This window comes from Streptococcus sanguinis SK49, assembly GCF_000212815.1.
Classification (GTDB): Bacteria; Bacillota; Bacilli; order Lactobacillales; family Streptococcaceae; genus Streptococcus; species Streptococcus sanguinis_C.
This window is the reverse complement of sequence record NZ_GL890985.1, coordinates 1,472,241-1,484,202: the sequence shown is the minus strand read 5'-3', so window position 1 is coordinate 1,484,202 and position 11,962 is coordinate 1,472,241. Positions and strand designations below refer to the sequence as shown.

The 11,962-nt window shown below is 38.6% G+C and carries 15 protein-coding genes; 13 read left to right on the top strand and 2 right to left on the bottom strand.

Annotated elements, in window-relative coordinates; translation table 11 throughout:
- Positions 1-13 precede the first annotated feature (13 nt).
- Together HMPREF9380_RS03815 and HMPREF9380_RS03820 are read right to left on the bottom strand one after the other, a co-directional pair.
- Positions 14-1,105 (bottom strand): DEAD/DEAH box helicase, encoded by a 1,092-nt coding sequence (locus HMPREF9380_RS03815; RefSeq protein WP_002934020.1) that lies wholly within the window; start codon positions 1,103-1,105, stop codon positions 14-16.
- A complete protein-coding gene (locus HMPREF9380_RS03820) occupies positions 1,095-2,105 on the bottom strand; it encodes a Gfo/Idh/MocA family protein (RefSeq protein WP_002934018.1) in 1,011 nt (336 codons plus the stop codon). Before HMPREF9380_RS03820 ends, HMPREF9380_RS03815 begins: the two co-directional genes overlap by 11 nt.
- Before the next feature lie 79 nt (positions 2,106-2,184).
- Here HMPREF9380_RS03820 and udk point away from each other — a divergent pair, with 79 nt between their 5' ends.
- The 13 genes from udk to HMPREF9380_RS03880 all read left to right on the top strand — a co-directional run bounded on the left by udk (position 2,185) and on the right by HMPREF9380_RS03880 (position 11,953).
- Positions 2,185-2,820 (top strand): uridine kinase, encoded by a 636-nt coding sequence (udk, locus tag HMPREF9380_RS03825; RefSeq protein ID WP_032907433.1) that lies wholly within the window; start codon positions 2,185-2,187, stop codon positions 2,818-2,820.
- A 166-nt stretch (positions 2,821-2,986) separates the two neighbouring features.
- Complete coding sequence (locus HMPREF9380_RS03830) at positions 2,987-3,655, top strand: YoaK family protein (protein ID WP_002934016.1); 669 nt, start codon at positions 2,987-2,989, stop codon at positions 3,653-3,655.
- Between the two features lie 73 nt (positions 3,656-3,728).
- Positions 3,729-4,394, top strand: coding sequence for a cytochrome b/b6 domain-containing protein (locus tag HMPREF9380_RS03835; protein ID WP_002934015.1), 666 nt, complete (start codon positions 3,729-3,731; stop codon positions 4,392-4,394).
- A gap of 106 nt (positions 4,395-4,500) precedes the next feature.
- The gene (locus tag HMPREF9380_RS0111075; protein ID WP_032907431.1) at positions 4,501-5,199 is read left to right on the top strand and encodes a TipC family immunity protein; all 699 of its coding nucleotides are present in this window, start codon (positions 4,501-4,503) and stop codon (positions 5,197-5,199) included.
- Positions 5,200-5,427: 228 nt separating this feature from the next.
- A complete protein-coding gene (locus HMPREF9380_RS03840) occupies positions 5,428-6,441 on the top strand; it encodes a hypothetical protein (RefSeq protein ID WP_002934013.1) in 1,014 nt (337 codons plus the stop codon).
- A gap of 128 nt (positions 6,442-6,569) precedes the next feature.
- On the top strand, positions 6,570-7,001 hold the full coding sequence (locus HMPREF9380_RS03845; protein WP_002934012.1) for a hypothetical protein: 432 nt from the start codon (positions 6,570-6,572) through the stop codon (positions 6,999-7,001).
- Between the two features lie 136 nt (positions 7,002-7,137).
- Entirely contained in the window at positions 7,138-7,563 is a 426-nt protein-coding gene (locus HMPREF9380_RS03850; RefSeq protein WP_002934010.1) for a hypothetical protein, read from the top strand.
- Positions 7,564-7,713: 150 nt separating this feature from the next.
- Positions 7,714-8,148 carry a hypothetical protein gene (locus HMPREF9380_RS03855; RefSeq protein WP_002917384.1) on the top strand — a complete coding sequence of 145 codons (435 nt, stop codon included), beginning with the start codon at positions 7,714-7,716 and terminating at the stop codon, positions 8,146-8,148.
- A gap of 141 nt (positions 8,149-8,289) precedes the next feature.
- On the top strand, positions 8,290-8,745 hold the full coding sequence (locus HMPREF9380_RS03860) for a hypothetical protein (protein WP_002934008.1): 456 nt from the start codon (positions 8,290-8,292) through the stop codon (positions 8,743-8,745).
- A gap of 140 nt (positions 8,746-8,885) precedes the next feature.
- Positions 8,886-9,323: a hypothetical protein gene (locus HMPREF9380_RS03865; RefSeq protein WP_002933996.1), complete on the top strand. Its 438-nt coding sequence runs from the start codon at positions 8,886-8,888 to the stop codon at positions 9,321-9,323.
- Between the two features lie 150 nt (positions 9,324-9,473).
- Complete coding sequence (locus HMPREF9380_RS03870) at positions 9,474-9,908, top strand: hypothetical protein (protein WP_002933994.1); 435 nt, start codon at positions 9,474-9,476, stop codon at positions 9,906-9,908.
- Positions 9,901-11,658, top strand: a complete 1,758-nt coding sequence (locus HMPREF9380_RS03875; protein WP_032907428.1) for a DUF2974 domain-containing protein — start codon at positions 9,901-9,903, stop codon at positions 11,656-11,658. Before HMPREF9380_RS03870 ends, HMPREF9380_RS03875 begins: the two co-directional genes overlap by 8 nt.
- On the top strand, positions 11,642-11,953 hold the full coding sequence (locus HMPREF9380_RS03880) for a hypothetical protein (protein WP_002900542.1): 312 nt from the start codon (positions 11,642-11,644) through the stop codon (positions 11,951-11,953). Before HMPREF9380_RS03875 ends, HMPREF9380_RS03880 begins: the two co-directional genes overlap by 17 nt.
- Positions 11,954-11,962: the final 9 nt, after the last annotated feature.

Here is an 11,962-nt window from a genome sequence, read left to right as displayed (position 1 = left end):
AAGCTTTTTTAGTTTAACTCGTTACATAAAGTTCTTGATTTTTTAATACAATTTCACGAACGGAAGCGTATTTTTTCAAAGTTTTCACTTCTTCAGGATGGCTGATGAGGGTGATGACATAGCCTTCCTTGCCCATGCGGCCGGTTCGGCCAGAGCGATGGGTATAGGTTTCTAAATCGCGCGGAAGCTCATAATTGACGACGCATTCTAGTGAGTCAATATCAATGCCGCGAGCAACCAAGTCAGTGGCTAGCAGGAGAGTAATCTGGTGTTCTTTGAACTTATCCAGAATCACCTTGCGGAACTTAACATTGACATCGCTGGCCAGTGAAACAGCATTGGCTTCACGATACTGGAGTTTTTCCTCGGCGCTTCCTAGGTCTGATAGAGCGTTGAAAAAGACCAGTCCACGGAATTCTTCAACATTGGATAATTTGCGGAGCAAGTCCACCTTATCACGTTTTTCGACTTGCATGTAAAAATGCTGGATGTTGTCCAAAACTTGGTCGTCAATGCTGATTTCTAGGGTATTTTCAGTAATCTTATCGTGGTCGAACTTAGCGGTGGCGCTCATATATACCAGCTGGTGGTCACGAGGCGCATAGTGGGTGATTTTATCTACAAAGTGATACTGAGAATCGCTGAGCAGCTGGTCAAATTCATCCAAAATGATGGTTTCGACATTCATCATCTTGATTTTCTTGAGCTTGGCCAACTCGAAAATCCGCCCAGACGTTCCGATGATAATCTCTGGACCTTTCTTAAGGCGCTCAATCTGTCGCTTCTGGCTGGAGCCGGAGAGTAGTAGCTGGGCAGTCAGTCCTAAAGGCTCCGCCCAAGTCTTGCAGACCTCAAAGATTTGTCCAGCCAGCTCAGTATTAGGAGCTAAAATCAAGAGTTGTTGGGCTTTTTTAGGTGTTAGTCTAAGCAGACTTGGAAAGAGATAGGCCAGAGTTTTACCAGTACCAGTTGGACTGATTCCCAGCACCGTATCGCCTGCAGAAATAGAATCAAACATCTTCTCCTGAATAGCTGTCAAATCTTCAAAGCCTAACTGAGCCAGCTGATTTCGCCAGCTCGGGGGAAATTGTTCCTTAATCATCATCAACCTCAAATCTAATGCCAGCGTCCTTGTGCATGGCAAATAAGCTTTCATGAACAGCCGCTGCCGCATCCAACCATTTCTCGTAAGCCACATCCTGTCCACCCTTGAGCACTCGCGCGAAAGCCTGAGCTTCTTCCAGCATGGTGTGGGAAGCGAGCTTGATAGGCAGCACCTCCTCTTGACCGTCCAGACCTTGGAAAATAGCAGAGCTGATAAATTCAATCCCGTCTAAAGTCAGAGTTCCCTGATCTGTGTAAATCTCTGCAGGCAGATTGCTGTTTATATTTTTACCGGCCTGAATCTGAACTTGAAAATCTGGATAGATGAGACAGCCGGCTCCATTTAAATCAATCGTATTGGCTAGCTGCTGGGCGCTGTAGCGAGCGAAGCGCGGATGGCCGAAAAGTCTGATAGCCGCATAGACAGGATAGACACCCAAATCCATCAAAGCGCCGCCAGAAAACTTAGCAGAGAAAACATTGGGCTGCTCTCCCGCAAGCAGAGCCTGCATTTTTGAAGAATACTTGGCATAGGTGAAGTTGGCTCCCAAGACGGTCTTGTCCTTGAGAAAATCACTGATCGTATCAAAGGCCTGCTCATGATAGTTGCGGGCAGCTTCAAAGAGATAGACTTGGTGCTCGTCAGCCAGCTTGACCAATTCACGCCATTCTTTGGAACGGGAGACAGCTGGCTTTTCGACAATGACATGTTTACGAGCCAGAATAGCTACCTTGGCATGCTTGAAATGCAGGCTGTTGGGACTGGCGATATAAACGACATCAATATCGGACGATAGAAATTCCAACATTTCAGTATAGACGGCTGTATTTTCATAGTTTTGCACAAAGCGCTCAGCAGAAGCCAGAGTCCGAGAGTAAACAGCTGCCAGCTGATAGTCGCCTGTTGAGTGAGCAGCCTTGATGAACTCATGAGAAATAGAACCTGTTCCGATGATTCCAAGTTTGAGCATAAAAACCTCCTTTTTTCTATTTTTAAGCATGTACTTTTTTTATTTTAGCTCTTTCATTATAACATGAATTGCGGTAAAATAGATAAGATAACAAGAGATGGAGCTTATAATGCAAAATAGACCTATTATTATTGGTGTGACTGGTGGTTCCGGAGGCGGAAAGACCAGTGTTTCTCGAGCAATTTTGGCTAATTTTCCAAACGAAAATATTGCCATGATTGAGCATGACTCCTACTATAAAGATCAGACGCATCTGACTTTTGAGGAGCGGGTGAAGACCAACTATGACCATCCTTTTGCCTTTGACACGGACCTGATGATTGAGCAAATCAAGGAGCTCTTGGCTGGTCGGCCAGTGGATATTCCTACTTACGACTATACGGAGCATACCCGCAGCAAAAAGACCTATCGTCAGGATCCTCAGGATGTGTTCATCGTTGAGGGGATTTTGGTTTTGGAGGACCAGCGACTGCGGGATTTGATGGATATTAAGATCTTTGTGGATACAGATGATGATGTTCGGATTATCCGCCGGATTAAGCGGGACATGGAAGAGCGTGGCCGCAGTTTGGATAGCGTTATTGAGCAGTATTTGGGTGTCGTTAAGCCTATGTACCATCAGTTCATCGAGCCGACCAAGCGCTATGCGGATGTTATCATTCCAGAGGGAGCTTCTAATAAGGTGGCTATTGACCTGATTACGACCAAGATTGAAAAAATCCTTAAGGAAGCCAGAGAAGGCTAGGACAGGCAGCTTTCTAGCTCTGTCATTTTAGGAAAATAAATAGCTGTAAATCTGGCGAATCGCAGTAGCTGCAAGATTTTTGAAATCTAATCTAGCAAGGGGAAGTGGACGGACTGAAATCTAGGAATTTCGGAGTCTGGTCACTCCCTTATTTTGTAGGTGATTTATGAAACAATTTGTAAAAAGAGAGTTTCACTCTCGTTCAAAATTTTTTGCCTGCCTCTTGACCTTTTGTGCAGGATTTATCGATGCCTATACTTTCATTGAGAGGGGAGGCACCTTGGTGGCAGGGCAGACGGGAAATGTCGTTTTCCTTTCAGTTGAGCTTATCAATCAAGAGACAAGAGGAATCGAAGTAAAATTGGCAACTATGCTAGCCTTTATGCTGGGTATTTTTCTGATGACCGTTTTTCAGCATCATTTTGAGCATTCTTGGCGCAGGCTGTCCAGTGTTTTCCCTTTGATATTGACAACAGTTATCGCTGGATTTTTGCCAGCAAATGTACCCCATCTCTATATCGTGCCACCACTGGCTTTCTGTATGGGCCTAGTTGCGACCGCTTTTGGCGAGGTGGATGGCATTGTCTATAACAATTCTTTTATGACGGGGAATATCAAGAAAACCATGGTAGCTTTTGGCAACTATGCTCGAAACAAGAAAGCGAAAGATTTGAAAGAAGGCCTTTTCTTTGTAGCCCTACTGGCAAGCTTTGTAGTTGGAGCCATCATCTCTACCTATCTGATTCAATTTTACCTCCTGAAGACCATCTGGCTTGTTTCCCTGATTCTAACAGCCTTTCTCCTTTTCCGAGGCATTCAGTATGTGAGGAGATGAAGTTGCTGAATGCCAATGGATTGTATTTATTAAAATAAAAAATAATATAGAAAGAAGGATAAATAGAAAGAATTTGAGAAAAATCATTTATATAGGGCAAGGAAGTCTGCAATCCGTGTACTATAATACAAGGACAAGAGAGGCATTAGCGACAGAATCTAGCACCGTTTCAGACACCGAAGGTGTCATCAGTTCAAAGAAATCCAAGTGGCCTTGGGTTCTCTTCTTTGCTTTCGTGCTAGTTGCTATCATCGGTATTTGGATTCGTTCCTTGATAGCGCCCTTTAGATTGAGTGAGTGGATGATTCCTATCCATATAGCCGCAATCCTTTTCGTTTTTATCGGAAGTGTTTATGGATTCGAAAAACTCTTCTACAGTGGGGTCGAGTCTGTCGTTCCAGCAAGTGAAGAGCAGTTTAAACAGGCAGTTGAAAGAAGTACGTTTTGGAGAAAATCTCCAGATAAGAAACCAACAGTCGATAAAATCATCTTGTATCTATTTGTTATCCTTGTTCTTTTGTTCTGTCTGGTTATTGCTGTGTTCCTTGTCATACCTGCAACCTTCATTCCTTACTATGAACATGAATGGTTTGAGCCGTCTATGTTCATGGTACCAATCGGAGCAACGATTATTCCAATTAGCGTCGTACTACTCTTATTCCAAAACAATCCTATCCGTTGGCTCTTAGCTGTGCGGAAGTATGAACAGGGGAAAGTGATATTTAAGGAAGAGAAGTGAGAGGAGGATAGGATGAAAGATAGATACTTATTTTTCTGCTTCTTCCGGCCCTAATGGTATTAGGAGATACAATGCAATGATTTGATCACAGAAGGAGCAAACTAATATAAAAAAAATTATCCTAAGTCTCTTCACCCTCCTTGTAGTAGGTATCTGTGTCTTTGGTTTTCTAAGATATCGGGACTATGACTCACTAAAAAATCCAATTGATGAAATCTATTATGCGAGCGTTCATTACAAAAATATTCTTGGTTTGCCAGTCATGAGTAAGATTATAGAAAGTAATACGGCATATGTAGGTGAGCCGGCCCGGATATATTATCATCGGGAAAAACCTAGGTTAGCAGATGATGAAGATTTGCAGCTATATATCAATTCCGATGGTTTGCTTGCTGTTCTATATAGTAAAAAGTTATCAGGAGATACTTATCTCAACATTGACTATGTATATGAGAACGGTTTCGTTAAAGAAAATGTCTCCATTGCTTTCTCCAAAGTTTCGGATTTTACTGTTCAAGCTTTTATTAATGAATCTAAAAATAGGGGCTATGTCAGGACAGCAGATGAAATTTATCGCTCTATTGGAGGGGAGGAGCCTCCACGTAAGAGTCTAGTGTCAAAAGAGGAGATTTTGGACTATCTGAAGGATTATGATATTGATCAGGCTTGGTTGGCAGAAAAATCTGATCAAATTCTCTACACCTATTTTCTAGATATTTGGTTTAAAGAGGGAAGTCAGCGCTATTCAAAAGAAAATATGGGGAATTTAAAAGTGAAGTACTCTGAAACAATAGGGAAAGAGTGAATAGGCTATTCTAAACCAGACAGAATTTAATAAGTATTTTCACTTTAAAAAAGTTATATGCCTTTTCGATTCAAAGTTGAATTATCAGAGGCGATGTAACCCTTGTAGGATTCTAATGAGCAAAATAGTATTTGTAGAAGTTTTAGAGAGGGAGCAGAATTGAGAAAGAAAACATCGATTGTGGTATATACACTAAAAGGAATTGGTCTGATTAGTATTTTCAGCTTAATGATTATCGTAAGTCTTTTCAACCTCTTTTTAGATGGTAATTTGTTGGCAAATTTTTTATATTTCTCAGGGTCAGTTGTTTTATTAATTACAGTAGGATGGATGGCTTTTGCTTTTATGGGGAGAATAGAGTTTGATGGCCAAGACTTGCTTGTTTTCCGAAATTTTAAATGCTATCGCTTTCCTCTTTCTTCGGTTACATTTTATTTCGGTAAGAAGAGACACCTTTATCGCGGCAGTTATGAATGGCCCTTATTTATTGTAGGAAAAGCATTGACCCCAAATGGCAGCGGCCAAAAAGTAACACTGAAGTTGATTGGAAGTAAGTGGAAGAATCGTCAATTCCAGCAGTTTATTCAAGAACATCTTGAAGGGAGAATACACTCTCTGCCTAAGGAAGATTCGTGGAAACTGAATGCTTTTGGTCAGTTAGAGATCATTGAAGATGAGGTGCATGAAGAACCAAAGTCAGCATTGGCAGTTACAAGGAAGTTGTCTGATTTTATCGAATTTGGAGCAGATCAAGGAAATGTCAAAAGGACTGTATTTTATGATATCAAGCGAAATGAGCTTTTTGTAGGGAAGAGTGTGTCTTTTCCAATGATTTTTCTACCGAGTGCTGGTTTTTCTTATGGCCTGTATGTATTAACGGAGAATTTGACTGTACGAGGTTTGTTCCCTTTACTTTTTTCCTTCATTTTCATGCTTTTACTAGCTCTTTACCAGTTTAAAAATAGAAGGGAGAAATCAGTAGTTGAAGTAGTGCCTTATGAGATGCCCAGAGACTATTTTGCCACCCAAAAATCCAACGGTCTTAAAACCTATGCTCTCATTTTCCTCTTTGCCTTGATTTCAGCTGTTTTTTCGTGGCTTTATCTTCTATTTGGCAGTTTCCTACTTTTATTTTTGACGATTGTGATATGGTATTGTTTCTTACTCTTGCTCCTGTCTGGACAATTTAGAAAGACTAAATATTTGAGAATACTAGAAAAAGGAAAGTTATATAGTAAGTAATGATAGTGTGTTTATAGGGAATATTTTATGATAATTCTTTTACTTTGGGGTTTAATAATAAGTATGAGAGTGAGGTCATAAACCCATCCATGCTATAATAATGTCAGTAGTTGAAAGGAGGATGTGAGATGAAGGCTATCAAAAGTACGTTATTTGTAGCATTGCTGATACTTGTATTTATAGGTGCAACTATAATAGTTCAAAACAAAAATTTATTCACTGACGGAATTTTCGATTTAAGAAGTCCAAGAGAGAAACAGCTAGCCTATTTGAAGGAGCATAAAAAAGAAATAGAAGATTTTGTGAAATCTTTAAATCCTAAAGTGGAGTCTGTTCAAATTGCTTGGGAAGAAACACGTTGGGAAGAAATAGGAAATGGAACACCGCAGGGTGGAGGTAATGTTATTCGAGTTTTTGGTGGTTTTAATCATATCAAAGATTCAAGTTGGAGTGTTTTGGTCTACATAAAAGAAGGAAAGAACAATGAAGAAGATTTTATTGAAGGAATTGGAAGTGGGAGTCCGCTTCGTGTAGGAGGAAGAGGATTTGACGAAGAGTAATTTAAAAAACTTTCATATCTACGCAAATTTAGTGCAGTTTATAAATTTCATATTTTACGGAATACTTTTCAAAAGTATTTTTTAATGCATTCATGATAAAATAATAGTAACTTCACTTTACTTTGGAGGATAAATAATGAAAAAAAATAGATTAGCTATTCTTGCGATAGCAACCACTCTGGTCATAGGAGGGACGATTATGACAGTTCAAAACAAAAGTTTGTTCACAGACGGAACTAAGCAGGAGAAAAAGAAAGAGCAAGATCCGCATGAAAAACAGCTTGCTTATCTTAAAAAGCATGAAGAAGAGATTAAGGAGTTTGTGAAATCTCAAAATTCAAAGATAGAATCAGTTCAGATTGATTGGAATCAAACGCGCTGGGAAGATGTTGGAAATGGAACTCCACAAGGCGGAGGGGAAGTTGTGAGTATATTTGGTGAATTTAATAATTTAAAAGATTCAGACTGGAATGTTCTAATAGAGATCAAAGATGGAAAAGTTGATTTAGAAAGCATGGGTATCAGCAATGGTATAAGATTAGGAGGTGAGCTTTTTGAGTAACAGTAATTTAAAAACTTTTGATAATTTTTATGCAGATTTAGCGCAGTCAGCCAATTTCTAATTTAACTAAAATACTTTTCAAAAGTATTTTTTTACTGTATTCATGATATAATAATAGTAACTTATTATTATGCACAAGGAGGCTAGAAGATGAAACAAAAACAAATAGCGATTCTATCTGTGGTAGCAGTAATGGCTTCTCTAGTCATAGAAGGTGCAATTATAATAGTTCAAAATAAAGATTTGTTTACAGATAGAACCAAGCAGGAGAAAAAGGAAGAGCAAGAACCGCATGAAAAGCAGCTGGCTTATCTTAAAAAGCATGAAGAAGAGATTAAGGAGTTTGTAAAATCTCAAAATTCAAAGATAGAAACGGTCCAAATTGATTGGAATGAAACCATGTGGGAAGAAGTTGGAAATGGAACACCGCAAGGAGGTGGCGAGGTAGTAATAGTTGGAGGAGGATTCAATAACATAGAAGGATCGACATGGCAGGTTATGTTTAGAATTAAAAATGAAAAAATTGTTTTTGATACTATGACGCAAGGAAGCCCATTGCGAGTAGGTGGTAGAATTTATGAGTAACAGTATTTTAAAAACTTTGATAATCTCTATGCAGATTTAGCGCAGTTTGTAAATTTCATACTTCACAGAATACTTTTCAAAAGTATTTTTTAATGCATTCATGATACAATAATAGTAACTTCTCTTTACTTTGGAGGATAAATGAAGAAAAAAAGTAAAATAGCGACTCTGTTAATTCTAGCGCTAACTGTTACTCTAGTTATTGGAGGAATAGTTATAATAGTTCAAAATAAAAATTTGTTTACACATGGAACCGAGGAGGAGATAAAGAAAGAGCAAGATCCGCGTGAAAAGCAATTGGATTATTTGAAAGAGCATGAGGAGGAAATTATAGAGTTTGTAAAATCTCAAAATTCAAAGATTGAATCAGTTCAGCTTATTTGGGATAGTTTAATTGTTGAAGAAATAGGGAATGGGACTCCTCAAGGAGCGGGTTTTAATCTATCGTTGAAAGGAACTTTCAATCATATAAAAGATTCTGATTTTACAGTAGATTTTCCGCTAGAAAATGAGAATGCTATCCCTTCGATAGATTTAATTGGTATGCTAAATCCACCTAGTGTATTAAAAAATGGAGGATGGGACAAATATGAGTAATAATAATTTAAAAACATTTGATAATTTTTATGCTGATTTAGCGCAGTCAGCCAATTTCTAATTTAACTAGAATGCTTTTCAAAAGTATTTTTATGCTTTCATGATATAACAATAGTAACTTCTATTCACAAGGAGGACAGATGGTGAAAAAAGGCAAAATAGCTACTCTATCAATTGTAGCGATAGCCGTTACTCTAGTTATTGGAGGGACAATCATGACAGTTCAAAATCAAAATTTGTTTACAGACGGAGTTAAGCGGGAGAAAAAGAAAGAGCAAGATTCGCGTGAACAACAGCTAGCTTATCTCAAAAAACATAAGAAAGATATTGAGGAGTATATTAAGTCTTTGAATCCTAAGATAGAAACTGTTCAAATTGATTGGGATCAAACACAATGGGATCAGATAGGAAATGGAACGCCTCAAGGTGGAGGTGATATTGTTCAGGTTTATGGAGGCTTTAATAATATGGCAAAATCAAGCTGGAGTGTTATTATTAGAATTGAAGATGAAAAAATTCTAATTAATTCTATTGGAATTGGTAGTCCTTTACGTATTGGGGGTGAACTTTTTGAGTAATAGCAATTTAAAAAACTTTGATAATTTTTATGCTGATTTAGCACAGTCAGCCAATTTCTAATTTAACGAGAATACTTTTCAAAAGTATTTTTTTAATGCATTCATGATATAATAATAGTAACTTATTATTATGCACAAGGAGGCTAGAAGATGAAACAAAAACAAATAGCGATTCTATCTGTGGCAGCAGTAATAGCTTCTCTGGTCATAGGAGGGACAATTATGACACTTCAAAATAAAAATTTGTTTACACATGGAACCAAGCAGGGGAAAAAGGAAGAGCAAGATCCGCGTGAACAACAGCTAGCTTATCTTAAAAAGCATGAAGAAGAGATTAAGGAGTTTGTTAAATCTCAAAATTCAAAGATAGAATCAGTTCAAATTGATTGGGAACAAACACAATGGGATCAGATAGGAAATGGAACACCGCAAGGCGGAGGTGATATTATTGATGTTTATGGAACATTTAATAATATTGAAGAATCTGGTTGGAATGTTACAATTCCCATAAAGGATGGGAAAGCCGATTTACACTATATGGGACTAAGTAATGGATTAAGTCTAAGAGGTGAGCTTTTTGAGTAATAGCAATTTAAAAACATTTGATAATTTTTATGCAGATTTAGCACAGTCTGCTTATACAGGAAGACCTATAAAATTCCCATATAATTCACTTACACGGGATAGGCAAAAAAAATTAGATAGTGGATATTCCATTCCTTTTGATTTTTCCCAAGATGTTGTGTATGGGAAAGAAATCACCCCTGGAGGTAAGAAACTCGATAATGATGGGAAAGTTTACCTGCAGCCAGATCCAGATTTGCATGTTGAAAAGGGATTGGATTTACCCTTTTTGGATGATAATGATAAGAAAATTGCTGATTATAAAGAGAAAGCAGGTTTAGGACCTTACCAGAAAGGTCGTTTAACTAATGAGAGAGTTGGCTTTAATGCATATTTTCTAACAGATACACCGACCTTAGGTAAGGATACAAAGCATACTTATATGGCTATTCGAGGTAGTGATGGTTTCAATACTGAGAGAGTTAAGAAAGAAGGAATTAAGCCTTTAAATCTGAATGACTGGCTTATTAATGATGCTAATTTTGCTTTATTTGATTCGCATATACCTCAGGCTAGACTAGCAACAGAGGGAATGAAAGCCACCATTGCAGAAATGAGCGAGAAAGCTCCCCAAGCTACGATGGATCTTACAGCCCACTCGCTGGGGACGATGGTGACAGTTCAAGGAATAGCTAATCTGAGCCAACAAGAATTTGATAAAATTGGAAAGGTCGTTCTTTTCGATGGACCGGATACTACCGATAGTTTGAAAAAAATGGGAGTTGATGATGATAGGATTAAAGCGATTAGCGCAAAACTAGAATACTATGTCAATCCTTTTGATATTGTTAGTATGCTCAATCGTGAAAATACAATCTATAATTTAGAGAAACCTGGAGAAAAGCCAACTCGTAAGGAATTGGGAACAGCTCATATAGTTGTGCCTCTTCATTATACTCGCTTTGACTTTATGTCTGATAGTGCTCATGATTTTGGTGTTTTTCAGGCAGACGGCAAGGGTGGATTTTTAGTCGCTTCAGAAGATTTTCATCCAGAGCTTCTGAGAGCTGGAGAGAAGCTTGCGCGATTAGAAGCGAAATTTTTAGATTTGCTTCGTATGCAAGGTTTGACTGATGATGAGGCGATAAAATTCATGAATGCTGTTGTTGACGTTTCTTCTTTTGGAACAGCAAATTTTGCGCGTGCAGGTATTTCTACATCTGCTTTCTATGAATTTAAGCGGGATTATCAAGCAATCATTGATGAAGCGCGTAGAGAGTCGATTAAGTGGGACAAGAAGATGATTCCAAGCTATCAGAAACAGCTTGGAAATGGCAATCTTACAGGTGAAGAGAGAATTTTAGTTCGTGCTCGTCTCCTTCAGACTGCAGCTCAGTTGGCTATCTTTGAAATAGAAGATAAAGTTAAGCATGTCAAAACCTTATTGTCGGATGCCAAGGAATCTGTGCAAAAGATAATTAATGACGCAAGAACAGAGGCATTCGGTCTTGCTACTTATTTGAGCGACTCAGAAGTGGAGAGTTTATTGATTGATTTCGATATAAAGCACTACTGGGACGATTCGGTTGAAACAAATACAAACACATCCGCAAAAGGATTCCTGACAGAGATTGAACAGTTGGGAACGACTTTGGTCAGAGCAAGTGGAGATTTTGCAGCAGTCGATACTCAGCAAGCTGAGGATTTCAATAATCTCTTAGCAGATGTGAAAGGATCATGGAGGGTTATTGAAAATGCTTATACCAAATGATGATGCGCTCGTAACTAGAGTGGAGTTAGAGAGACAGTTTAAAGAAAAGATGAAGGAGCAGGAGAGGCAGGCTATCAAGGCTTTGATAGTGGCCAAAGAGCTGCTTATCCTTGCAAAAGGATTAGATCTGGCAGCTCAGCTACAGGCGGCGGCTTTGGATATGAAAAATTATGCTTCTACTAACTATGTCAATGATATTAAGGGTGGATTTGAAGGGAAGGCAGCGCAAGCTGCTGAAACTCATCTAACTCAGACGATGCAGATGCCTTCTTTGGATAGCCCGATTAAGGGATAGGAGGTGAGG

Bases quoted from the DNA above. Each gene is read 5' to 3' on its own strand.
- HMPREF9380_RS03815 (WP_002934020.1), bottom strand. From the start codon at position 1,105: ATGATGATTAAGGAACAATTTCCCCCGAGCTGGCGAAATCAGCTGGCT.
- HMPREF9380_RS03820 (WP_002934018.1), bottom strand. From the start codon at position 2,105: ATGCTTAAAAATAGAAAAAAGGAGGTTTTTATGCTCAAACTTGGAATC.
- udk (WP_032907433.1), top strand. From the start codon at position 2,185: ATGCAAAATAGACCTATTATTATTGGTGTGACTGGTGGTTCCGGAGGC.
- HMPREF9380_RS03830 (WP_002934016.1), top strand. From the start codon at position 2,987: ATGAAACAATTTGTAAAAAGAGAGTTTCACTCTCGTTCAAAATTTTTT.
- HMPREF9380_RS03840 (WP_002934013.1), top strand. From the start codon at position 5,428: ATGATTATCGTAAGTCTTTTCAACCTCTTTTTAGATGGTAATTTGTTG.
- HMPREF9380_RS03845 (WP_002934012.1), top strand. From the start codon at position 6,570: ATGAAGGCTATCAAAAGTACGTTATTTGTAGCATTGCTGATACTTGTA.
- HMPREF9380_RS03850 (WP_002934010.1), top strand. From the start codon at position 7,138: ATGAAAAAAAATAGATTAGCTATTCTTGCGATAGCAACCACTCTGGTC.
- HMPREF9380_RS03855 (WP_002917384.1), top strand. From the start codon at position 7,714: ATGAAACAAAAACAAATAGCGATTCTATCTGTGGTAGCAGTAATGGCT.
- HMPREF9380_RS03860 (WP_002934008.1), top strand. From the start codon at position 8,290: ATGAAGAAAAAAAGTAAAATAGCGACTCTGTTAATTCTAGCGCTAACT.
- HMPREF9380_RS03865 (WP_002933996.1), top strand. From the start codon at position 8,886: ATGGTGAAAAAAGGCAAAATAGCTACTCTATCAATTGTAGCGATAGCC.
- HMPREF9380_RS03870 (WP_002933994.1), top strand. From the start codon at position 9,474: ATGAAACAAAAACAAATAGCGATTCTATCTGTGGCAGCAGTAATAGCT.
- HMPREF9380_RS03880 (WP_002900542.1), top strand. From the start codon at position 11,642: ATGCTTATACCAAATGATGATGCGCTCGTAACTAGAGTGGAGTTAGAG.